Source organism: Rhodococcus sp. PvR044 (assembly GCF_040548995.1).
GTDB classification, from domain to species: Bacteria; Actinomycetota; Actinomycetes; order Mycobacteriales; family Mycobacteriaceae; genus Rhodococcus_G; species Rhodococcus_G oryzae.
Genome location: NZ_JBEPSX010000001.1, coordinates 418063 through 440595, shown reverse-complemented (window position 1 = coordinate 440595; position 22533 = coordinate 418063). Strand labels below are relative to the sequence as shown.

Annotated in this window: 24 protein-coding genes; 7 read left to right on the top strand and 17 right to left on the bottom strand. The window is 70.1% G+C overall.

The genetic code is table 11. From position 1 onward, the window contains the following. The first annotated feature begins 25 nt into the window (after positions 1–25). On the top strand, positions 26–676 hold the full coding sequence (gene sigK / locus ABIC28_RS01885) for an ECF RNA polymerase sigma factor SigK (RefSeq protein ID WP_097210406.1): 651 nt from the start codon (positions 26–28) through the stop codon (positions 674–676). Next, positions 676–1416: an anti-sigma factor gene (locus tag ABIC28_RS01880; protein ID WP_097210405.1), complete on the top strand. Its 741-nt coding sequence runs from the start codon at positions 676–678 to the stop codon at positions 1414–1416. The genes sigK and ABIC28_RS01880 overlap by 1 nt, the downstream gene beginning before the upstream one ends. 72 nt (positions 1417–1488) lie before the next feature. Here the strand turns inward: ABIC28_RS01880 and groL are convergent, their stop codons facing one another. Further along, entirely contained in the window at positions 1489–3105 is a 1617-nt protein-coding gene (gene groL / locus ABIC28_RS01875) for a chaperonin GroEL (RefSeq protein ID WP_097210404.1), read from the bottom strand. Positions 3106–3192: 87 nt separating this feature from the next. Further along, on the bottom strand, positions 3193–3492 hold the full coding sequence (gene groES / locus ABIC28_RS01870; protein WP_027501788.1) for a co-chaperone GroES: 300 nt from the start codon (positions 3490–3492) through the stop codon (positions 3193–3195). Between the two features lie 230 nt (positions 3493–3722). Here groES and ABIC28_RS01865 point away from each other — a divergent pair, with 230 nt between their 5' ends. The 3 genes from ABIC28_RS01865 to ABIC28_RS01855 all read left to right on the top strand — a co-directional run bounded on the left by ABIC28_RS01865 (position 3723) and on the right by ABIC28_RS01855 (position 6375). Further along, positions 3723–4073 carry a DoxX family protein gene (locus ABIC28_RS01865; RefSeq protein WP_097210403.1) on the top strand — a complete coding sequence of 117 codons (351 nt, stop codon included), beginning with the start codon at positions 3723–3725 and terminating at the stop codon, positions 4071–4073. Positions 4074–4157: 84 nt separating this feature from the next. Next, on the top strand, positions 4158–5888 hold the full coding sequence (locus ABIC28_RS01860) for a TIGR03767 family metallophosphoesterase (protein WP_097210402.1): 1731 nt from the start codon (positions 4158–4160) through the stop codon (positions 5886–5888). Positions 5889–5931: 43 nt separating this feature from the next. Then, positions 5932–6375 (top strand): RrF2 family transcriptional regulator, encoded by a 444-nt coding sequence (locus ABIC28_RS01855; protein ID WP_097210401.1) that lies wholly within the window; start codon positions 5932–5934, stop codon positions 6373–6375. Between the two features lie 9 nt (positions 6376–6384). On the opposite strand, the gene ABIC28_RS01850 is transcribed toward ABIC28_RS01855, so the two are convergent. The 8 genes from ABIC28_RS01850 to ABIC28_RS01815 all read right to left on the bottom strand — a co-directional run bounded on the left by ABIC28_RS01850 (position 6385) and on the right by ABIC28_RS01815 (position 13371). Then, positions 6385–6927, bottom strand: coding sequence for a potassium channel family protein (locus tag ABIC28_RS01850; RefSeq protein ID WP_097210400.1), 543 nt, complete (start codon positions 6925–6927; stop codon positions 6385–6387). Next, entirely contained in the window at positions 6917–7969 is a 1053-nt protein-coding gene (gene tsaD, locus ABIC28_RS01845) for a tRNA (adenosine(37)-N6)-threonylcarbamoyltransferase complex transferase subunit TsaD (protein WP_097210399.1), read from the bottom strand. Before tsaD ends, ABIC28_RS01850 begins: the two co-directional genes overlap by 11 nt. Beyond that, positions 7966–8448, bottom strand: coding sequence for a ribosomal protein S18-alanine N-acetyltransferase (gene rimI / locus ABIC28_RS01840; RefSeq protein ID WP_097210398.1), 483 nt, complete (start codon positions 8446–8448; stop codon positions 7966–7968). The genes tsaD and rimI overlap by 4 nt, the downstream gene beginning before the upstream one ends. After that, the gene (gene tsaB, locus ABIC28_RS01835; protein WP_097210397.1) at positions 8445–9089 is read right to left on the bottom strand and encodes a tRNA (adenosine(37)-N6)-threonylcarbamoyltransferase complex dimerization subunit type 1 TsaB; all 645 of its coding nucleotides are present in this window, start codon (positions 9087–9089) and stop codon (positions 8445–8447) included. Before tsaB ends, rimI begins: the two co-directional genes overlap by 4 nt. A gap of 15 nt (positions 9090–9104) precedes the next feature. Further along, positions 9105–9587: a tRNA (adenosine(37)-N6)-threonylcarbamoyltransferase complex ATPase subunit type 1 TsaE gene (gene tsaE, locus ABIC28_RS01830; RefSeq protein ID WP_097210396.1), complete on the bottom strand. Its 483-nt coding sequence runs from the start codon at positions 9585–9587 to the stop codon at positions 9105–9107. Further along, on the bottom strand, positions 9580–10656 hold the full coding sequence (locus ABIC28_RS01825; RefSeq protein ID WP_097210395.1) for an alpha/beta fold hydrolase: 1077 nt from the start codon (positions 10654–10656) through the stop codon (positions 9580–9582). Before ABIC28_RS01825 ends, tsaE begins: the two co-directional genes overlap by 8 nt. Then, entirely contained in the window at positions 10653–11810 is a 1158-nt protein-coding gene (alr, locus tag ABIC28_RS01820; RefSeq protein WP_097210635.1) for an alanine racemase, read from the bottom strand. Before alr ends, ABIC28_RS01825 begins: the two co-directional genes overlap by 4 nt. Positions 11811–11910: 100 nt before the next feature. Next, positions 11911–13371: an NAD(P)H-hydrate dehydratase gene (locus ABIC28_RS01815; RefSeq protein WP_097210394.1), complete on the bottom strand. Its 1461-nt coding sequence runs from the start codon at positions 13369–13371 to the stop codon at positions 11911–11913. Between the two features lie 49 nt (positions 13372–13420). On the opposite strand from ABIC28_RS01815, the gene ABIC28_RS01810 reads away from it, so the two are divergent. After that, entirely contained in the window at positions 13421–13765 is a 345-nt protein-coding gene (locus ABIC28_RS01810; protein WP_097210393.1) for a cupredoxin domain-containing protein, read from the top strand. Between the two features lie 15 nt (positions 13766–13780). Here ABIC28_RS01810 and glmS read toward each other — a convergent pair whose 3' ends face one another. The 3 genes from glmS to ABIC28_RS01795 form a co-directional block, all read right to left on the bottom strand. Then, positions 13781–15646: a glutamine--fructose-6-phosphate transaminase (isomerizing) gene (glmS, locus tag ABIC28_RS01805; protein WP_097210392.1), complete on the bottom strand. Its 1866-nt coding sequence runs from the start codon at positions 15644–15646 to the stop codon at positions 13781–13783. A 68-nt stretch (positions 15647–15714) separates the two neighbouring features. After that, positions 15715–16749, bottom strand: a complete 1035-nt coding sequence (locus ABIC28_RS01800) for a sialidase family protein (RefSeq protein WP_209928753.1) — start codon at positions 16747–16749, stop codon at positions 15715–15717. Positions 16750–16952: 203 nt separating this feature from the next. Beyond that, a complete protein-coding gene (locus ABIC28_RS01795) occupies positions 16953–18035 on the bottom strand; it encodes an alpha/beta fold hydrolase (protein WP_097210390.1) in 1083 nt (360 codons plus the stop codon). 45 nt (positions 18036–18080) lie between these two features. On the opposite strand from ABIC28_RS01795, the gene ABIC28_RS01790 reads away from it, so the two are divergent. Continuing rightward, entirely contained in the window at positions 18081–18905 is an 825-nt protein-coding gene (locus tag ABIC28_RS01790; protein ID WP_097210389.1) for a poly(ethylene terephthalate) hydrolase family protein, read from the top strand. On the opposite strand, the gene ABIC28_RS01785 is transcribed toward ABIC28_RS01790, so the two are convergent. From ABIC28_RS01785 to ABIC28_RS01770, 4 genes are all read right to left on the bottom strand, one after another. Next, positions 18881–19072 carry a hypothetical protein gene (locus ABIC28_RS01785; RefSeq protein ID WP_097210388.1) on the bottom strand — a complete coding sequence of 64 codons (192 nt, stop codon included), beginning with the start codon at positions 19070–19072 and terminating at the stop codon, positions 18881–18883. The two genes, ABIC28_RS01790 and ABIC28_RS01785, sit on opposite strands and share 25 nt — an antisense overlap. Beyond that, on the bottom strand, positions 19069–20307 hold the full coding sequence (locus tag ABIC28_RS01780) for a hypothetical protein (RefSeq protein WP_097210387.1): 1239 nt from the start codon (positions 20305–20307) through the stop codon (positions 19069–19071). The genes ABIC28_RS01785 and ABIC28_RS01780 overlap by 4 nt, the downstream gene beginning before the upstream one ends. Further along, entirely contained in the window at positions 20304–20549 is a 246-nt protein-coding gene (locus ABIC28_RS01775) for a hypothetical protein (RefSeq protein WP_143548381.1), read from the bottom strand. The genes ABIC28_RS01780 and ABIC28_RS01775 overlap by 4 nt, the downstream gene beginning before the upstream one ends. Positions 20550–20623: 74 nt before the next feature. Next, positions 20624–22459 carry an acyl-CoA dehydrogenase gene (locus ABIC28_RS01770; protein WP_097210385.1) on the bottom strand — a complete coding sequence of 612 codons (1836 nt, stop codon included), beginning with the start codon at positions 22457–22459 and terminating at the stop codon, positions 20624–20626. Positions 22460–22533: the final 74 nt, after the last annotated feature.

Genomic DNA, 22533 nt, shown 5'->3' with positions numbered 1-22533 from the left:
TATCGATGAAGGAAAACGGACAGTCGTGACGGACCCGGGGTCCACGGATTCCGGCGCCGCGCCCGATCACGGCATCGACGAGGCGGCCTGCCCGGCTGACGTCGGGCAGGCCCTTGCCGTGCGCGCGGCCGAAGCGGCCGAGCTGGCCGCCCTGCTTACCCGCGCCGCCGACGGCGATTCGGGGTCGTTCGCCGAGCTGTACGACCGGACCTGCGCCCGCGTCTACGGAATGGTGCTGCGGGTGCTGCGCGATCCGGGCTTCGCCGAGGAGACCACCCAGGAGGTCTACCTCCAGCTCTGGCGCACCGCCGACGACTTCGACGCGACAAGGGGCTCCGCGGTGTCCTGGCTGATGACCCTCGCGCACCGCAGGGCGGTCGACCGGGTCCGGTCGGAACAGTCGCACTCGAACCGCGAGGTGGTCTACGAGTCACGCAACCGTGGCAGCGAATTCGACGAGGTCGCCGAGGAGGTCTCCGGGCGCCTGGACAGGCAGGCCGTCATCGAGTGCCTCGACACCCTCACCTCGGTGCAGCGCGAGTCGGTCTCGCTCGCCTACTACGGCGGACGCACCTACCGCGAGGTCGCCGCCCAGCTCGGGGTCGCGCTGCCGACCATCAAGACCCGGATCCGGGACGGGCTGGTCCGGCTCAGAGGATGCTTGGGGGTGGTGTGATGGACGACGACCAGATCGACCTGGCCCACGCCTACGCCCTCGATGCGCTCGACGCGGACCAACGCCGTGCGGTCGAGCAACTCCTCGCGACCTCCGACGACAACCTGCGGGTCGAATTCGAGGCGGTGGTACGCCAGGGCCGGGAGACGATGGCGGCCACCGCCGCCGCGTACGCGACCCCTCCGCCCGCACACATCCGTGAACGCCTGCTGACGCAGATCGCGCGGGAGCCCCGCCTCGGCCCGGGTCGGGCGGCGGCGCCGGTCTCGCTCACCGATCGGCGGCGCGCCACCCCCCGGTGGCGTCTGGTGGGCGCCGCGGCGGCCGCCGTCGCGCTGCTCGCGGGCGGCGTGTTCATCGGACAGCAGCTGCGCGAGACGACGCCGCCGCAGCCGGTGGCGGCCCAGGTGATGAGCGCCCCTGACGTCCGGACGTCCTCGACGGAGGTGCCAGGCGGCGGCTCGGCGACAGCCGTCTACTCCCGGTCGACCGACGCCGCGGTGCTGATGATGAACGACGTCACCCCGCCCGCTTCGGACTCGGTCTATCAGATGTGGCTCTTCGCGGGCACCGGTGCGCCGGTCTCGGCGGGCATGATGGCGCCGGATCAGGTGTCGCCCTCGACCGTGGCCGTACTCGACGACCTGGACGGCGCCTCACTGCTCGCCTTCACGGTGGAACCCGCGGGCGGCTCGGAGCAGCCGACCACGGACGTGTTCGCCTCGCTGCCACTGGGATAGAGAAAGCGACAGGCCCCGGACGAGGATCCGTCCGGGGCCTGTCGCTGCTGTCACCAGGGGGCGACGGTGGTGCTAGTGGCTGTGGCCGTGGCCGTGATCCGCATCGGCGGCCTCGACCGGCTTCTCGACGACCGTGGCCTCGGTGGTGAGCACCATCCGGGCGACCGAGGCCGCGTTGACCACCGCGGAACGGGTCACCTTGACCGGGTCCACCACACCGTCGGCGAGCAAGTCGCCGTAGGTGAGAGTGGCGGCATTGAAGCCGTGACCCTTGGGCGCCTCGGCGACCTTGCTGACCACGACCGAGCCGTCGACGCCCGCGTTCGTAGCGATCCAGAACAACGGGGCCGACAGCGCCGCGCGCACGACCTCGACGCCGGTCGCCTCGTCGCCGGAGAGCGATGCGGCCAGCGCGCCGAGCGTCTGGCCCGCCTGCACCAGTGCGGAGCCGCCGCCGGGCACGATGCCCTCCTCGACCGCGGCCTTGGCCGCGTTGACCGCGTCCTCGACGCGGAACTTGCGCTCCTTGAGCTCGGTCTCCGTTGCGGCACCGACCTTGATCACCGCGACGCCACCGGACAGCTTGGCGAGGCGCTCCTCGAGCTTCTCGCGATCCCAGTCGGAGTCGCTGTTCTCGATCTCGCGACGCAGCTGACCGACACGGGCCTCGATGTCCGCCTCGGTGCCTGCGCCGTCGACGATGGTCGTCTCGTCCTTGGTGACGACGACCCGACGGGCGCTGCCGAGCAGCTCCAGGCCGGCCTCCTTGAGGGTCAGGCCCACATCGGAGTTGATGACCGTGCCCGCGGTGACGACCGCGAGGTCGTCGAGGAACGCCTTGCGCCGGTCACCGAAGAACGGCGCCTTCACCGCGACGGCCTTGATCGTCTTGCGGATGGAGTTCACCACCAGGGTGGAGAGCACCTCGCCCTCGACGTCCTCGGCGATGATCAGCAGCGGCTTGCCCGCCTCGGCGACCTTTTCGAGCAGCGGCAGGAAGTCCGGCAGCGAGCTGATCTTCTCGCGGAAGAGCAGGATCAGCACATCCTCGAAGATCGCCTGCTGCGCATCGATGTCGGTGACGAAGTAGGGCGAAAGGTAGCCCTTGTCGAACTGCACGCCCTCGGTCACGACGAGCTCGGTCTGCAGTGTCGAGGACTCCTCGACGGTCACGACGCCGTCGACGCCGACACGCGTCATCGCCTCGCCGACCAGCTCACCGATCTCCTCGTCGCGCGAGGAGACGGTGGCGACCTGAGCGATCGCGTCCTTGCCCTCGACGGGGGTCGCGGCGGCGATGAGAGCCTCCGACACGGCATCTGCGGCCTGGCTGATGCCCACACCGAGTGCGATCGGGTTGGCGCCGGCGGCGACGTTCTTCATACCGCCGTGGATCAGCGCCTGGGCGAGCACGGTGGCGGTGGTGGTGCCGTCGCCCGCGACGTCGTTGGTCTTGGTGGCGACGCTCTTGACGAGCTGGGCGCCGAGGTTCTCGAACGGGTCCTCGAGATCGATCTCACGGGCAATGCTCACGCCGTCGTTGGTGACGGTGGGGCCGCCGAACGCCTTGGCGAGCACCACGTGTCGACCGCGGGGGCCGAGGGTGACCTTGACCGCGTCCGCCAACGTGTCGACGCCGCGCTCGAGAGCCCGGCGGGCGGTCTCGTTGAACTGGATTTCCTTGGACATTTGCTCAGCTACTCCTGGATTGGGAGGGTCCGCAACGCGATCCGCCCCGGGCCCATGTGTGGGACGCCGGGGCGGTTCGCAAGTGGCTTACTTGGAGATGACAGCCAGCACGTCACGTGCCGAGAGGATCAGGTACTCCTGGCCGGCGTACTTGATCTCGGTTCCGCCGTACTTGCTGTAGATGACGGTGTCGCCTTCCTTGACGTCGACCGGGATGCGGTTGCCCTTGTCGGTCACACGCCCTTCGCCAACGGCGACGACGGTGCCCTCCTGGGGCTTCTCCTTGGCCGTGTCGGGGATGACCAGGCCTGAGGCAGTCGTCGTCTCGGCCTCGTTGGCCTGGACGAGGATCTTGTCCTCGAGCGGCTTGATGTTCACGCTCGCCACGATGAGCCCTCCACTTTCAGGGGTTTATGCGTCCAGGGCTGTTCCCAGGACGTGATGGTGTGTTCGTACGCTTGCGGCATCTCACTCGAGCCCCGTCGTCGCGGGTGCCGAGGCTCGGTCAGCGCCAACTAGCACTCTATACATGCGAGTGCCAGCGCTCAAGGTCGGCGGGTACTTAGGTGCTCGATGCGAGATTTGTGTGGATTGGGGGGTCAGGACCGGAGTTCACCATGTTCGTCGCCACCGTCATCGTGACCGTTCTGCTCGCCGCACTCCTCGGGTACGCGGCCATCCGGAAGCTGAGCAACCGGGAGGCGGTGGTTCGGGAATACGCCGAGCTCGGTGTGCCCGAGAACCGCCTGAACTCGCTGGCGGGAGTCCTCCTCGCCGGCGCCGCCGGCCTGGCCCTCGGCCTGGCGCTGGCCCCGCTCGGCGTCGCCGCCGCGATCGGGGTGATCTGCTACTTCACCGTGGCCGTCGTCGTCCACATCCTCGCCCACGACCCGAAGCACCTCCCCGTCCCGCTCACGTACGCGGCGCTCGCCGTCGCCGCGCTCGTTCTGCGCCTCGCGTCGAGTTGATCGACCGGCCGCGCAGTCGCGGCCGATGTCGCGGGACGGCGGCGTGAACCCGAGGTGTACGGCAGGTGACCTAGAGTCGTCGCCGTGGCAAACATCAGCAGGCGCGCATTCATCGGACTGGCCGGACTCGGAGCCGCGGGAACCCTCGGGGCCGGCGCATTCGGGAGAGCGCCGTGGGGTACCTGGTACGCCGCGGCCGACACGCTGCCCGCCTCCTTCGCAGGCACCACCCTCGAGGCCGTCGCAACTCCGGTCGGCGGAACCGGCTACCGGACGCTCACCGCGGGCCCCGGGTGGCCGATGATCGTGCGGGGCGAGCTCGCCGAGGCACGGTCGGGACGCGAGGAGCGCAGGACCGCCCTCGCGTCCGTGGTGCAGCTGACCGACCTGCACATCCTCGACGCCCAGTCCCCCATGCGTTTCGAGTACGTGCATCCGCTGAACGGGTCGGCGTTCCGACCGCACGAGACGCTCACCACGCAGGGCCTGGTCTCGCTCGTGTCGCGGATCAACTCCCTGCCCGGCGGCCCGCACACCCGCCGCGCGTTCGACGCCGTGGTGACCACCGGCGACAACACCGACAACAAGGAGCACGCGGAGCTCGGCTGGCTGCTGACCGCGCTCAACGGCGGCACCTTCATCCCGAACACCGGTGCCGCGGATCGCTATGAGGGCGTACAGAACTCCGGGGCGGACCTGTACTGGAACCCCGAGTCACCGATCCGCGACATCTACAAGAAGGCTGGCTTCCCGGAGATGCCGGGACTGCTCGGCGCTGCGGCCCTCACCCCCGTCACGAGCCCGGGCCTGCGCACCCCCTGGTACAGCGTGTTCGGCAACCACGACGACTCGATCCAGGGCACCATCCCCAGCGGAATCGGACCGCTCGAGGCCATGTACACCGGCTCGATCAAGATCGAGGCGCCCGATTCCGAGCAGGCCCGCGCGATCGGCAGCGCCGCGAGCTCGGATCCGGCTGCGCTGCCAAGCATCCTCGCCGCGGTCACCACCCCGCCGCGCATCGTCACGCCCGACGGCAACCGGGCACCGTTCACCCCGCGGCAGTACATCGCCGCCCACCTCGACCCCAGGAACGCGGGCCCCGGACCCGTCGGGCACGGCTTCGCCCCCGACGCGGGCGAGACCGGCATCGGCTTCTACTCGTTCGAGATCGCGCCGGGCGTGGTCGGTATCAGCATGGACTCCACCAACCGCGCCGGTTTCGTCGACGGCTCCCTCGGCGAGGCCCAGTTCCGCTGGATCGAACAGACCCTGCAGGCGGGCAGCAGCCGCTTCTTCGACGCGGGCGGCCGCCCGGTGACGCAGTCCCGGCAGGACACCTACTTCCTGTTGTTCAGCCACCACACCAGCGGCACGATGGACAACCTGATCCCCGACCCCGAGAATCCCGGCGAGCGCCGTCACTCCGGCGCCGAGCTGCTGGACCTGCTGCACCGCTTCCCGAACGTGCTCGCCTGGGTGAACGGGCACACCCACGAGAACAAGATCACGCCGCACCCGGGTGCAACTGCCGCACAGGGCTTCTGGGAGATCAACACCGCCTCGCACATCGACTTCCCGCAGCACGCGCGGCTGATCGAGGTTGTCGACAACACCGACGGCACGCTCTCGCTGCTGACCACGCTCGTCGAGTCGGACAGCCCGTACGAGGTCCGGCACGGGGACTTCAGCCAGGAGGGCCTGGCCTCGCTGTACCGCGAGTTGTCCTTCAACGACATCCACGCCGACCCGAAGCTGCTGGGCGGATCCGTCGATCACAACACCGAACTGGTGCTGGTCTCGCCGCGCGCATGACGGTTTTGTTGCATCTCAGATGCAAGTATCATACGGTCGGTACGTGCAGCTGACGCGTTTCACCGACCTTGGGCTGCGCGTGGTGATGCGCCTGGCCGCCTCCCCTGGAGGCGGCGGCCTGACGACAAGTCAGGTGGCGGATCAGATGTCGATTCCGTACACGCACACGGCCAAGGTCGTTGTCCGGCTACGCGAACTCGGCATGGTCGAAGCCCGCCGCGGTCGGGGCGGCGGGCTCACGATCACCGAGGCGGGTCGGCACACCTCGGTGGGCACGCTCGCCCGCGCCCTCGAGGGCGACGAGGAGGTCGTGAACTGCGAGGGCGACCATCCGTGCCCGCTGCGCAGCGGCTGCCGTCTCCGCAGCGCACTGCGCCGCGCCCAGATCGCCTTCTATGACTCCCTCGACGGGGTCACCATCGACGACCTGCTCCGGGCGCCGACCGGGCTGACCCTGCTGGAGTTGTCCGCCCCCGTCAGGGCCTGACGCCGGCGCTCACGTCGCGGCGTCCTTGCGTCGCTGTCCCAGCCGCACCGCGGCCGTGATGATGCGGACACCGACCGCGAGCAGGAACAGGTTCCCCACGATCTGCGCCGAGACGACGGCCCTGGAGACCTCGGTGGTCGCGGTGATGTCCCCGAACCCGACAGTCGAGAAGCACACCAGCGTGAAGTACACCGAATCGATCTTCGTCAGCGGCTCGTTGAAGTTCTCCGGCCCCGACAGGGACATCAGGTGGTACAGCGTCGCGAACGCGAGCAGGTACCCCGGCAGCATCAGCCCGAGGCCCTCGATCGCCTGCAGCCCCGGATGCTCCGCGCGCACGATCTTCCGGATCTGCCAGGCGAAGAGCGCGCCGACGAAGACCAGCCCCAGCACCAGCCCGCCGATCGCGGAGGCGGATTCCAGGTTCTGCATCGGGATGACGAAGTACACGAACACCAGCGCGGCCGCACTCAGGAGCGTGCGGATGGCGACGCGCCGGATCAGCCTGCGCCGCTGCTCCTTCGGCAGCTTCTCGATCCGGTCATCGACCATCGCTCGCCGTCCGTGACTGGCTGACGGTCACCGAGAGGCCCGGATCCGTGGCGACCGTCAACGGAGACGGCGTGGCGCCCCCGGCGATGACGTGCGCTCCCAATGCGGCGATCATCACCCCATTGTCGGTGCACAAGCGCGGCTTGGGGATGCGAAGGGTCAAACCGGCCTCGGCGCAACGCTCCTCGGCGAGCGAACGGATACGTGAATTGGCGGTTGCCCCGCCGCCGAGCACCAGCGTGTCGACGCCGACGTCGGTCGCCGCTCGCACCGCCTTCATGGTGAGCACATCGGCCACCGCCTCCTGGAAGGACGCCGCGATGTCGGGGATCGGGAGCGTCTCCCCCGCCCGCTCCTTCGACTCCACGAAGCGCGCGACCGCCGTCTTGAGCCCGGAGAACGAGAAGTCGTAGCGGGCGTCGCGCGGTCCGGTCATGCCGCGAGGAAAGGCGATAGCCCGCGGATCCCCTTCCTGCGCGGCCGCATCCAGTGCCGGGCCGCCGGGGAACCCGAGTCCGAGCAGCCGGGCCACCTTGTCGAATGCCTCACCCGCGGCGTCGTCCACTGTGGTGCCGAGCTCGACGATCGGCCGCGCCAGGTCCTCGACGTGCAGCAGGTGGGTGTGACCGCCCGAGACCAGGAGGGCAACGCACGGCGGCATCGGGCCGTGCTCGAGGGTGTCCACCGCGACGTGCCCGCCCAGGTGGTTCAGCGCATAGAACGGCACATCCCAGGCCGCGGCGTACGCCTTCGCGGCGGCCGCGCCGACCAGCAGCGCCCCGGCAAGCCCCGGTCCGATGGTCACCGCGAGCGCGTCCGGCTTCGCGATCCCCGCCTGTGCGAGGGCCCGCCGCATGGTCGGGACGATCGCCTCGAGATGGGCACGCGAGGCCACCTCCGGCACCACGCCTCCGTAGCGGGCGTGCTGATCGACGCTCGAGGCCACCTCGTCGGCTAGGAGCTCACAGGTGCCGTCCTCGTGCCACCGGACGATGCCGACGCCCGTTTCGTCGCACGAGCTCTCGATCCCCATCACGATCATGACAGCTGCCCCTCGACCCGGGCGGCGGGCCTGCGCATGGTGTACGCGTCGGCGCCGCTGGGCTGGTAGTAGTTCCTTCGGGTCCCGACGATCTCGAAACCCGTTCCCCGGTACAGGGCGATGGCCGGCTCGTTGTCCGTGCGGACCTCGAGGAACACAGGACCGCCGTGTTCATCGGCCTCCCGCAGCAGCGCGTCGAGCAGTTGCGCGCCGAGGCCCAGTCGCTGGTGGGCGGGATCGACCCCGATGGTGTGCACCTCGGACTCGGCGTCGGCCCCACGCCCGAGCAACGCGATCCCCGCGTAGCCGAGCATGGTGCCGGACTCGGCGCGGGCGACGAAGTAGCGGTTGTGCTGCCCGGTCAGCTCCGACCGGAACGCCTCCGCGCTCCACGGGCTGTCACCGGGGAACAGCACCGTCTCCAGCTCCTCGCAGCGGGTTGCGTCGGCCGCGGTCATCCCGACGATCCGCGCGGTCATTTCTTCCGGTCCGCGATGGCGACCGCGTCGGGGCGACGCAGGTACAGCGGCACCAACGGCGCGGGCTCCGCACCGGAACGCAGTGCTGCCACGGCCACCGCGACCAGACCCGAGGGCGACGGCGTCTCGACCGGCTCCACGGGCAGGTCGAACAGGTCGACGTGACCGGCCGATCCCGCGATCGCCTGGGAAGGAGTCGGCTCGAGGTCCGCGGGCTTGTTCACCTCCGGGCCCTGCACGCGGGCACCGCCGCTGTAGCGCGCCCAGTACACCTCGCGGCGACGGGCATCGGTGACCACCAGCAGATCCCGTCCCAGCGCGGCCTCGATCGCGATCGCGTCCAGGCTGCAGACACCGTGCACGGGAATCCCGAGGGCATCGCCGAACGCGGCCGCCGTGGCCATGCCGACCCGCAGGCCGGTGAACGGGCCGGGGCCACAACCGACCACGACGGCATCGAGGTCCGACGGGGCGAAGCCCGCCTCCGCGAGGCATTCGAGGATGTGCGGGGTCAGCACCTCCGCGTGGGCCCTCGCGTTGACCGTGATCCGGGTCGCCAGGGTTCGTGGGGTGTCGCCCTCAAGGCGCACCACCCCGGCTGTTACGGCAGGCGTGGCGGTATCGACCGCGAGTACGAGCACGGTTACCGAGGATACCTAGGAGACCCAGGCCCATTGCGCCGTGCGCACGTCCGACTCCGGTTCGCGCCGCAACCGCACCAGCAGATGCCGCTCGGCCAGGTGCTCGACGACGCCCTCGCCCCACTCGACCACCACGACGGCACCCGCGAGGTCCGTGTCCAGGTCCAGGGCGTCCAGTTCGTCGAAGGTCTGTCCCGGATCGGCGCCGATGCCGAGCCGGTACGCGTCGACGTGCACCATCGCCACCGGCTCACCGCCACCGGGCCGCTCGCCGCCCGCGCGATGCTCGCGGGCGATGATGAACGTCGGCGAGCTGACCCGGCCCTGCACGCCGAGCCCGGCCGCGATCCCCCGCGAGAGCGCAGTCTTACCAGCACCGAGCGGGCCGTCGAGCACCACCAGGTCGCCCGCGTTCAGCTCCAGGGCGAGGCGCCTGCCGAACGCCTCGGTGTCCTCGGTCGTCGGCAGGTGGATCGTGCGCGGATCGTGGTCAGCCACCGACAACCGTCCGTTCGGAATCGCCCTGCTCGGCGATGGAGCGGCCGACGAGTCGGTCGATCGCGTCCGTCACCCGGATCGGGAACTCGAGCTGCACCAGGTGCCCGCCGCCGACCACGCGCACCAGCTCGGACTCCGGCAGCTCGGCCGCCATGGCCTCGGACTGGGAGAAGGGCAGGATCATGTCCGCGTCCCCGCAGAGCACCAGCGAGGGCAGCTCGGCGATGACCGGAAGCGCCGCCGATTCATCGTGCAGCTCAAGTGATTTGAGGAAGTTCACGATCGTGGTCACCGACGTCTGGTTGAGCATCCACTCGGAGAACCGCATCAGCGAAGGACTGACATCGGTGCCGTACGAGGCGGAGCGCAGGATCGGGGAGATCAGCATGCGTGCGGCGCCGCGCCCGAACTGGACCAGACCCGGCGAGGTGCGGACCGCGAGCCGGAACGCGTCGATCACGGGGTTCTGCAGGTTCCTGCTCAGCCCGGTCTTGTTCAGGCCCTCGGCCGCGGTGGAGATGAGCCCGACCCCGATCACCTTGGTGCCGAACAACTCCGGCACCTGCCTGGCCAGCGCCAGTATCGTCATACCGCCCATCGAGTGTCCGACGAGCACCACGGGGCCCCTGGGCGCGACGGCCTGGAGGATCACATCGAGATCCCGGCCCAGCTGACCGATGGTGCAGCTCGCGGATGCGGGGACCGCGGACCGGCCGTGCCCACGCTGATCGAAGAAGACCATTCGAACGGCCTTGCCCCAACGCTTCTCGAGCTGGCGCCGTTGAAAATGCCAGGACTCCATGCGCAGGCAGTAGCCGTGCACGAAGACCACCGTGAGGGGTGCGTCCGCGGGACCTACCTCCCGGACCGCGAGCGCCGTGCCGTCCTCGGCCGCGACGATGCTGCCGCGGTCGGCGCTCATCAACCGGAAGTCCTCCTTGGCGTACCGGTCTCGCCTGCCACCGCGGCGGGCGGCCGGACGGTGCCCGACGGTGACCCCCGCGAGCGCGCCGAGCGCGGCGGCGCTGACCGCACCTCCGACGAGGCCCGCCTTCCCGAACGGATTCATCGCAGGTCCTCCCTGCCGGTGAAGCCCCGGACGATTCGCCCCCGAACCCCGGTCACCACTTCGTAGTGGATGGTGTCGAGTGCGTCGGCCCAGTCCTGGGCCACCGGTTCGCCGTCGTCGCCGCTGCCGAACAGCACCGCCACGTCGCCCTCCGCGATCCCCGCAGGATCCGGTCCGAGGTCCACCACCACCTGATCCATGCACACCCGGCCGATCTGTGGGTGGCGCCGACCACCGATCTGCACCTCGAAGCGGCCGCCGAGGGCGCGCGGGATGCCGTCGGCGTAGCCGACCGGCAGCAGGGCGACCGTGGTGTCGCGGGGCGCGATCCAGGTGTGCCCGTACGACACGCCCTCGCCCGCGGCGATCTTCTTCACCAGCGCCACCCGCGCCCGCAGTGTCATGGCGGGCCGCAGTCCGAATCCGCCGAGTTCCGGCACCGGAGAGAGCCCGTAGATCGCGATGCCGGGACGGACCATGTCGAAACGCAGGTCCGGCCGGGTCAGCACGGCGGCCGAGTTCGCCAGGTGCACCAGCTCCGGACGCAGTCCCACCCGCCTGGCCTCGGCCACGGCGTGCTCGAGGCGGGCGGCCTGGGTGTCGATCATCGGGTGGTGCGGCTCGTCGGCGTGTGCCAGGTGGGAGAACATCCCGCGCAGCCGCACCGCACCCTCGGCCTCCGCCCTGGCCAGATCCCGAAGGGTGTCCTCGAGTTCGAACGGCGAGACACCGTTGCGCCCCAGTCCGGTGTCGACCTTGAGGGTGACGGTCGCCGTGGACCCGAGCGCACGGGCCGCCGCGACCACCGATCCCAGGTGCCGGGGCGAGGACACGCTCAGTTCGATTCCTGCGGCGATCGCGGCGGTGAAGTCCGTGTCGGGAGTGTGCAGCCAGGACAGGATCGGCGCGTCGATGCCCGCGGCCCGCAATTCCAGGGCCTCCTCGACCGTGGTGACCCCCAGCTCGGCGGCCCCGGATGCGAGCGCCGTGCGCGCCACCGCTGCCGCCCCGTGGTTGTAGGCGTCGGCCTTGACCACGGCCATCACCGCGGCGTCGCCCGCGTGTTCACACAACAGGCGGACGTTGTGGGCGATCGCATCGAGATCGATCAGCGCTTCCGCCTGCGGCGCGTACGGGCCAACCGCGGAAGTCATGCGCAGATCGTCCCATACGGACAAGTCGGAGGTCACGATCCACGATCCTGCCATTGACCACCGAAAGGCCAAATGATTTCCATCACTAACGAGGTCACATTTAGGGCACCGCTTGGGCACGAAGCACCCTCACCGCCGCCCTGACCTGGCACAACAGTGCATCGGCCGAGATGGGCGCGGCCGTGCCCGAGCCCTGCCCCGCGGCCAGGTTGGCGGCCAGCGAGTGTGCGCGGGCGCCCATCGCCGCGGCGGTCAGCGGCGCAAGACCGGTCGACATGAGGGCCCCGATGACGCCGGACAGCACGTCCCCGGCGCCGGCGGTCGCGGGTGCGGAGCCACCGGCCTCGTTGAGCAGGACCGATCCGTCCGGATCTGCGACCACCGTGCACCGTCCCTTGAGCAGCACGCTGATCCCCCACTCGGCCGCCAGGCCGCGGGTCGCCGCCACCCGGTCGGCCGCCAATCTCTGCGAAGCGGAGGCGTGCCCGGTGAGCCGGGCGAACTCCCCGGCATGGGGGGTCAGCAACGTCGGCGCCGACCGGTCCGTGACGAGCCCTGGCTCCGCGGCCACCAGAGTGAGTGCGTCGGCGTCCACCAACACCGGCAGGTCGGTACCGAGGACCGCGCGCAGCACCGTCAGCGCTTCCTCGTCGACCCCCATCCCCGGGCCGACCACCCAGGCCTGCACCCGGCCTGCGGCGTCGAACCCGTCCACCGCGACCACCTCCGGCCAGCGCGAGAGAACCTGCGGTGCAGCGGTTCCCGCGTACCGAACCATGCCGGACGTGGCGGTGACCGCGGCTCCCGCACACAGCACGCCCGCACCGGGATAGCGCGCGCTGCCCGCGATCACCCCGACCACGCCCTGGCTGTACTTGTCGTCCGCAGGTCCAGGCATCGGCCAGCGGGCGCCGACCTCGGCCGCGGTCGGTGTTCGCACCGAGGCGTCCGGGAGGTCGAGGCCGATGTCGACGAGTTCCACCCGGCCGCAGTGCGCGGCCGCGAGGGCGTGCACCGGCTTGAGCGCCCCGAACGCGACCGTGACCGAGGCCGTCACGGCGGGCCCCGCCGTGACCCCGGTGTCGGGATCGACCCCGCTCGGCAGGTCCACCGCGACGATCGGCACGCCGACCCTGGCCACCAGCGCGGCGGCGGGCGGCCGCAACGGCCCCCGGCCCGAGATCCCTACGATGCCGTCGACCACCAGGTCGGGGTCGCCGAGATCGGCGTCGGCGCCCACCTCGACCCGCCCGCCGACGGCGCGCAACGCCGCCAGCCCCGCTGCGTGGGCCCTGACCGGGTCGAGCAGGATCGCCTGGACCGCGACCCCGCGCCTGCGCAGCATCGCTCCCGCCCACAGCGCGTCCCCGCCGTTGTCGCCGGAGCCGACGAGCAGAGTCACCCGCCTGCCCGCCACACCTCCAGTGCGAGAACGTAGTTCGGACGCCACCACGGCGGTCAACCCGTACGCGGCGCGGCGCATCAGGGCGCCGTCGGGAAGCGCGGCGAGCAGCGGGGCCTCGGCGGCCCGCACCTGGTCGGCCGTGAAGTAGTCGCGCATCGAATCACCGTATCTCGCCACGGCCGTCGTTCGGGGCTACCCTTTATCCATGCGCGCACTCGGCGCCACCATCGCAACCGGACTGCTCGTCGCATCGGTACTCGTGGGTAGCGGCAGTCCGGCGCAGGCGCGGGACAAGACCGTCGAGATCAACAACAATGCCTTCTGGCCGTCCACCTCACGAATCCTCATCGGCGACACCGTCACCTGGGAGTTCAACGACGAGGGCACCGAACACAACGTCACCGCGACCGGGAAGGGCACCGCAGAGGGCGACTTCGCCAGCGAGACGATGTCCGAGGGCGAGTTCAGCCACACGTTCATGAGGCATGGCACCTACCCGTACGAATGCACCCTGCACCCGCAGATGAGCGGCACCGTCATCGTGCGATGACGGCGCCACGCGCATCTATTCGACGGTGACCGACTTCGCCAGGTTGCGCGGCTTGTCCACGTCGTAGCCGCGGGTCTGCGCGACCTCGGCCGCGAACACCTGCAGCGGGACCGTGGACAGCAGCGGCTGCAGCAGGCTCGGCGCCGCCGGGATCTCGATGAGGTGATCGGCGTGCGCGCGCACCGCCTCGTCGCCCTCCTCCGCGATCACGATGGTCCGTGCGCCGCGCGCCTTGATCTCCTGGATGTTGGAGACCAGCTTCGAGTGCAGGACCGCGCGGCCCTTCGGCGACGGCATCACGACGATGACCGGAAGGCCCTCCTCGATCAGCGCGATCGGCCCGTGCTTGAGCTCGCCCGCGGCGAATCCCTCGGCGTGGATGTACGCGAGTTCCTTGAGCTTGAGCGCACCCTCGAGTGCCACCGGATACCCGACGTGGCGTCCGAGGAACAGCACGGTCGGCGAGTGCGCCAGTTCCCGCGCCAGCGCCCTGACCGGTTCGACCGTCTGCAGCACGCGCGCGACCAGGTCCGGCATGGCCTCGAGATCGCGGTACTCCCTGGCCACCTCGTCCGGGTACTTGGTGCCGCGCGCCTGCGCCAGCGCCAGCCCCACCAGATAGTTCGCGGTCACCTGGGCCAGGAACGCCTTGGTGGACGCGACACCGATCTCCGGTCCGGCCCGGGTGTAGAGGACGGCGTCGGCCTCGCGCGGGATCTGGGACCCGTTGGTGTTGCACACCGCGAGCACTCGCGCCTTCTGGTCCTTCGCGTGCCGCACCGCCTCGAGGGTGTCTGCGGTCTCACCGGACTGCGAGATCGCGACGACGAGCGTCGAGCGGTCGAGAACCGGGTCGCGGTAACGGAATTCGCTCGCCAGCTCCACCTCGACCGGCAGCCTGGTCCAGTGCTCGATCGCATACTTGGCGAGCAGGCCGGAGTGGTAGGCGCTGCCGCAGGCCACGACGAACACCTTGTCCACATCGCGGAGCTCCTGATCGGAGAGCCGCTGCTCGTCGAGAACGATGCGACCGGCATCGAAATGCCCGAGCAGGGTGTCGGCCACCGCGGCCGGCTGCTCCTCGATCTCCTTGAGCATGAAGTAGTCGTGGCCGCCCTTCTCGGCGGCGGCGAGGTCCCAGTCGATCCGGAACGGACGCGTGGGGACGTCCTCGTTCCCGTCGAAGTCGGTGACCGTGTAGCCGTCGGCGGTGATGACGACGACCTGGTCCTGGCCGAGCTCGACCGCATCGCGGGTGTGCTCGATGAAGGCCGCGACGTCGGATCCGAGGAAGGTCTCGCCCTCGCCGACGCCGATCACCAGCGGGGTGGACCGGCGGGCCGCGACGATGGTGTCCGGGTGGTCGGCGTGCGTGAACACCAGGGTGAACGCGCCCTCCAGGCGGCGGATCACCGTCCTGGCGCTCTCGACGAAGTCTCCGGCGGTGTCACCGGAGGCGTAGGCCCGCGAGACCAGGTGCACCGCCACCTCGGTGTCGGTGTCGGAGGCGAACTCGACGCCGTCGTTCTCGAGCTCGGCGCGCAGCGGCGCGAAGTTCTCGATGATGCCGTTGTGCACGACCGCGACCTTGCCCTCGGCGTCCCGGTGCGGGTGCGCGTTGCGGTCGGTCGGCCTGCCGTGCGTCGCCCAGCGGGTGTGGCCCATGCCCGTGGTGCCGACGAAGCGCTCGGTGCCGGTCTCCGCGAGCTCGGCCTCGAGGTTGGCCAGCCGGCCCGCCTTACGCTCGATCGCGACGCCGCCCACACCGTCGAGGACCGCGATACCGGCCGAGTCGTAGCCGCGATACTCCATCCGGCGCAGCGCCTCCACCACGACGTCCAGCGCCTGGCGGTGGCCGACGTATCCCACGATTCCGCACATGGGTCACCAGGGTACTGGGCTGCCGAACCCCTGCCGACCGGGAGGGCGTGGGCGCCGGGTGACCTGGGTCACGGTGCGACCGGCCCGGTGCCGAACAACGCCGTGCACACCCCGTTGTGCAGTTCGACGGCGACCTGCAGAACCCTGGACCCACCCGCGACCGGCAGCAGCGGAGAGCTGTAATTCGCACAGGTCTTGTTCTTAGCGCTCGGCGCCGCCACCGGCGCCGGGATCTCGAACCAGTTGCCGGCCCCGAAGTTGTCGTTGGCGAGCAGGACCCTGCCGTTCTTCGCCGACGGCTTGCCGTCCTTGCCGACGTAGGTCTGGCCGCCGAGCACCAGTCGGGTGCCGTTCGGCCCGCCCGGCACGGACTGCAGGTACGGCGAGTGCTGGAAGTAACTGCCGTCGGCGGTGGTCACCCTGACCCCCGGGTCGGTCGTCGCACCCCAGTTGACGCCGTCGTGCGAGACCTTGACGTACGGGCTGCAGTACTCGGCGCCGAAGTTGCACATCTCGTAGGTCGAGGCGAACCGTCCGTCCGCCAGCCGGGTCACCACGGCCATGCCGGGACGCACGCGCTGCGGATCACGCGCGAGGATCACCTGCTTGTCGACCCAGTCCAGGCCGTTGACGGAGGACACCCTGCTCAGCACCTGTGAGTGCCGCGGCATCTCGGTCTCGTCGGCGTAGTACAGCCACAGGGTGCCCGCCGCGTCGACGACGAACTCGGGCTCCCAGACGCCCTCGTGGTTCGGGGACCTGGCAGCGACGCCCAGCGGCACCCAGTCCCGGCCGCCGTTCAAGCTCGCCCACACCTTGATGGCGATCCGCCTGTCACGGCCCGCCTCGTACCCGACCGTGCCCGCCCACAGCAGCGTTCCCGGAGGCAGCAGGCCGGCCTGCTGCGGCACCTCGAAGAGGGTGCTGCAGCACAGCCCCGAGTTGGCCTCGGGGTCACGGACCGCGCCGATCGGATGGAAGCTGGCGCCGTCGTCGGTGCTCTCGAGGATCGGAGAGAAGTAACCCTGCGCATCGCGGCTGGTCATCGACGCCAGGATCGTGCCCGACTGCTTGAGCCGGACCAGGCGCGGATACTCCCCCACCCCGAGCACCGAGGGACCCGGTTGCGCTATGGCGGGGGTGGGACCGGCGACCAGGAGAAACAGGAACGAGAGTGCGAGACAATATGCTGCTCTGCGCAAGGTGCACCGTCCGGATAGTCGGGAAGTCCCGCGAATTCAAACAGACCGGAACCCCCGATCGTGATGCTTTCGCGACATTCCGATTCCGGGTGCGCAACCGGCAGTTATTGTGCTGTGATATCCGGCTCGGACCTGGTCAGGAAGTCGGCCAGTGCGGGCCACATCGTCTCGCGGGCCGCGCGACCGGTGAGCACGCCGAGGTGCCCGCCGGGGAACGCACCGAAGCGGACCGATGGCGCCCCTGTGAGCAGTTCGGTGAGGTGATGGACGGCCTTCACGGGCGCGAGCCCGTCGCCCGCGCCCGCGATGACCATGGTCGGTACGTCGATCTCGCTCAGACTGACCCGCCTGCCCCCGATCTCCATGTGGCCGGTCGCGAACTCGTTCGACCGCATCACCACGTGATAGAGCTGGCCGAAGGTGCGACCCGGGTACGCATACATGCTGTTCATGAAGCGGTCCACCGCCTCGAGCTGCTCGAGGTGGTCCCTGTCGTCGAGGTTCGCGAGAACGGTGAACGGCCTGGTCAGATACTTGTCGACACTCGCCGCCTTGAAGCCGAGGCTGGTCAGCGGGGCCGGGATGTTTCCGAGCGCCCGATAGAGGGGCGCAACGGTATAGGGACCGAACAGCCGGTCGAGCGGACGCAGGGTCGCGAACAGCGGAACCTGCCGCAGGTCGAACGGGCTGGCGATCGGGGTCAGTGAGGCCAACGGCAACTCCGGATGTGCCGCGGCCGCATAGACGGCGAAGATCCCGCCCAGCGACCAGCCCGCGAGGTGCACGAGCGCGCCGCCCGCGTCGTCACTGACCACCTGCACCGCATCGGGGATCACGTCGTCCACCCAGTGCTCGAAGCCGCGGGTCCGGTCCTGGAAGTTCACCGGGCCGTAGTCCACGACATACACGTCACGACCGGTTTCCATCAGGTATTCCACGACGCTGCAGCCACGGCGCAGGTCGAAGGCGACAGAGGTGGCCGCCAGCGGCGTGACCAAGAGCAGGGGCACACCCGTCGCCGCACGGTCGGCGGAGCGGAACCGGCGGATCGTGCGCTCGGCGTTCGAGTCGACGACCTCCGACGGCGTCGGCCGCAGGTCCGCCAGCCCGTTCGACCCGAGTCGGGCGCACACGTTCTCGAACGCGCGGGTCAGATCGCGGGGCACCGGTACCGGAATGCCAAACACTTGTCGCTTCTCCCTCGTGGTTCTCGATCGGATACGGTCATCCTCGTGGCGCCGACTCCTAAGACCCTGGCCTCTCAGCTATCTAAGCGCGGTCCGCACAAGGTGCTGCGCGGCGACCTCTCCCTCGCGGGCCAGCCCGGTGTGGTGTACACACCGGCGGAAGGCTTCTCGCTGCCCGCGGTCGCGTTCGCGCACGGCTGGATGACCGGCGTCGACCGGTACGCCCAGACCCTCACCCACCTCGCGTCCTGGGGCCTGGTAGTGGCCGCACCCGCCACCCAGCGCACGCCGGTCCCCTCGCACCTGGGCCTCGCCGCGGATCTGCGGACCGCGGTCGACATCTGTGCGGGCGTGCGCCTCGGCCCCGGGAAGATCAGCGTCGACGCGACCCGGGTGGCCTACGCCGGCCACGGCATGGGGGCGGGCGCTGCGGTGATCGCGGCCGCCCAGCACGGCCCGGCCGCGGCCGTCGCCGCACTGTTCCCGGCACCGACCTCGCCGTCGGCCGAGAAAGCCGCAGCCACCCTCGCGGGTCCCGGGCTGATCATCGCGGGCGACGAGGACATCGATTCGCTGAACTGCAATGCCCGCTCGATCGCCGAGGCCTGGGGCGGACAGGCGATCCTGCGGACGGTCGACGGCGGCTCGGCCGGCGGACTCCCCGAGGGCCGCAGGATGCTCGGCGCGCTCGGACTCGGCGGTTCCGAGCGCCGGACGCAGAAGACGACGCGCGCGCTGCTGACCGGATACCTGCTCTATCACCTGCTCGGCGAGACCCGGTACGAGCAGTTCGCGCTGCCAGGCGCCCACCTCCCTGGCTCCCTGGCCGTCGAGCTGGCCGCCGATCAGACGAGCCAGCTCACCGGGTAGCCGTCGGCCGGCTCCGTCTCCGCGGCCGGTGAGTCCACTGCCGCGGAACACAATTGACGCGAACGCGCCTCGGCGGCGAGGTTCGCGTCCGCGATGGCGACCCGGATCCGCTCGAGCGCGGCGGAATGCTCGGCGAGCACCGATTCCGCCCTGAGCCGGTTCCTCACAGCGGACCGGCCTCGGCCAGTTCGGCCCCCGATTCCGGCGCCGGGTCGGCGGGGCGCTCGTCGACGGTCGACGCGGGGGCCTTGGACCTGCCGTCGCGGGCCTGCCGCGGGGTCGGTACTGGCGGCATGGGTTCGGGCGCCGGGGCATCCGACACCGGGGGTTCGGGCACCGGGTGATCCCCCTGGTCGGCGGCGGGATCGGGCGACGCAGGCGGTTCCGGCGGTTTCGTGATCGGCGCGGATTCGGTTGCCCGCGAATCGCATTCGCACAGATTCGGTTCACCGTCCGCTCCGATCTCGACACGGTAGGTTCTCGGCTCGCCATCCTCCCGCACCAGCTGCAGGGTCTGGCCCTCGGTGGTCTCGACGACGACCATCGTCACCGTCGGTTCGGCGGCCGCCACCGGCGCGACGGGCGACTGCGCGGGAGCCGCCGGGGTGAATCCGGCGACGGGATCGTCCACCCGGTCGACCGCACCGAATCCGTCCGGATCGGAGCCGGCGAGTTCCATTGCGTCCGAGACCAATCGGTGCGCGCCGTCGATCGCCCTCGCGGTCGCGTCGCACAGCTCGAGGACACATGAGAGCTGCGCCTGCACGTGCGGCACGAACACTTCACTCAGCCACGTCGAGGTGAGGTCGACGGCGACGTCGAGAAGCCGGTCGCCGACCAGCGCCCCGGAACGCACCACGGACGGGATCATCGGGGTCAGCTCGGCGAACAGACCGGACGCCTGCCGCAACAGCCCCCACGCGTTGTCGCCGGACTCGAGCCGCACGACCGCGATCATCAGGTCGATCTCCGCCGGGGTGCGCCCCGCGATCTGCGTCGCGTCGAGTTCGTCCATCACGGTGGCGTTCGCCGCGACCACCGTCGCGATGACATCGGCGGCCGCCAGCAGGGCAGCGTGCACGCCTGCCATGGCCTCGGTGCTCGCGCGGGCGCGATCGAGGTCGGCGTCGAGCGCCGCCAGCGCCGAGTCGGCCGCGACGCCCTCCCACCCGGCCGCGAGGCCGAGGATCAGCTGCTGCTGCGCGTCGCACTGCGCGCGCATCGTGTCGACCGCGGCCCCGACGACGTCCGCGTCCGCGCGCAGCGCCGCGAGATCGCTCACGGCGAGTCCGAAATACCGCTCGCTGAGCTGGTCGTAGTCGATCGTCGGCTCGGTCACGGACCCCAGCCTCGGCAGGAACCGGGCGAAGTACGCCAGTTCGTCCGAAGCGGCCGGATTCACCGGTCCGCCCCGCCGACGGTCCCGGCGTTCTCCCTTTCCTGCCACGCATACGCGGCGATCGCCGCATCCAGCCGGTGCGCGTTCGACCTCGTCGCCTCCGCCCAGGCCAGCACGGGACCGGCGAGCCGTTCGTCACGGCTCCGCAGCGCCGCCGCCGCCGCGTCCAGCGCTGCCGCGGAGGTGACGAACCCCGCCGTGACGGTTCGCAGCGCCGCCACGTCCAGTTCGAAACGCTCCCCCACCACGACTCCCCCCGCCGGATACACCTGTCAGGAGTACAGACGCAGCCGGTGCCCGTTCGGTTCCCTCCGGTGACCTAGAAGGCCTCTTCCTCCAGCTCCATGATCTCGTTGTCGATCGACTCGAGGATCACCTTCGTCGCGGCCAGGTGCGGCAGGACATTCTTGGCGAAGAACGACGCGACCGCGACCTTGCCGCGATAGAACGACCGATCCTTGGCCGGTGCGCCACCGTCGAGGGCGGTCAGCGCCACCTCGGCCTGAGCCAGCAGACGCCACGCGATGAGCAGGTCTCCCACGGCGTACAGGAAGCGCACCGAGCCGAGTCCGACCTTGTACAGCTCGGACGGCTGCTGCTGAGAGGCCATCAGGTAGCCGGTCAGGATCCCCGCCATCTCCTGCACGTCGGTCAGTGCGGTCTCGAGCAGCGCCCGTTCGGTCTTGAGGCGGCCGTTGCCCGCGGCGCTGTCGATGAACTGGCGCACCTGACCCGCCACGTGGGCGAGCGCGACCCCACGGTCGCGGGCAATCTTCCGGAAGAAGAAGTCCTGTGCCTGGATCGCCGTGGTGCCCTCGTAGAGGGTGTCGATCTTGGCATCGCGGATGTACTGCTCGATCGGGTAGTCCTGCAGGTAGCCGGAACCACCGAGGGTCTGCAGGCTCTCGGTGAGCAACTCGTAGGCCCGCTCGGAGCCGACGCCTTTGACGATCGGCAGCAGCAGATCGTTCACCCGCTCGGCGAGCTCGGCGTCGGCACCGGACACCAACTCGGCGACATCGGCGTTCTGATGCGCCGCGGTGTAGAGATACACCGCGCGCAGGCCCTCCGCGTACGCCTTCTGCATCGCCAGGCTGCGGCGCACGTCGGGATGGTGGGTGATGGTCACCCGGGGCGCGGACTTGTCCGTCATCTCGGTGAGGTCCGCGCCCTGCACGCGCTCCCTGGCGTAGGCCAAGGCGTTCAGGTATCCGGTCGACAGCGTCCCGGCAGCCTTGGTGCCCACCATCATTCGAGCGTTCTCGATCACCTGGAACATCTGGGCGATGCCATTGTGTACCTCGCCGACGAGCCAGCCGACGGCCGGTACATCGGTGGCTCCGAAGGTCAGCTCGCACGTGGGTGAGGACTTGATGCCCATCTTGTGCTCGACACCGGTGACGTACACGCCGTTGCGATCGCCGAGTTCGAGGGTGTCCGGATCGAAATGGACCTTCGGGACGTAGAACAGGCTCAGGCCCTTCGTCCCCGGGCCCGCACCCTCGGGACGGGCCAGCACCAGGTGGAACAGGTTCTCGGCGGTGTCCCCGACGTCGCCGCCCGAGATGAACCGCTTGACGCCCTCGATGTGCCAGGTGCCGTCGGTCTGCTGGATCGCCTTCGTGCGGCCCGCACCGACGTCAGACCCGGCGTCCGGTTCGGTCAGCACCATGGTGCCCGCCCACCCACGCTCGAATCCGGCCTTGGCCCAGTGCTTCTGCTGTTCGGTCCCGACGGTGTAGAGCACGCTGGCCATCAACGGCCCCATGTTGAAGAAGCTCGCCGACCCGTTCGCGGCGACCAGCATCTCGCCGATCGCCCAGACCAGGGGGGCCGGAGCGGGCACACCGCCCATGCCCTCGGGCAGGCCGAGGCGTGACCACCCGGCCTCGTTCACCGCCTCGACGGTCTTGCGCAGTGAATCGGGGACGACGATCGCGTGGTTCTGGGCGTCGAACTCGACGGGATGGCGATCCGCGTCGACGAAGGACGCGGCGACCGGCCCCTCTGCCAGCCTCGCGACCTCCGCGAGGATGTTGCGCACGGTGTCGGCGTCGAGGTCGCCGTAGGCACCACCGTCGAGCAGCTTTCCGATCCCGAGCACCTCGAACAGGTTGAACTCAATATCGCGCACGTTGCTCTTGTAGTGACCCATCTCGCCGAACCCTCCCTAGTCGTCGATTCGCAAAGAAGCCTGCCCGACAAGAGATTCAGTACGCAACCGTAGGT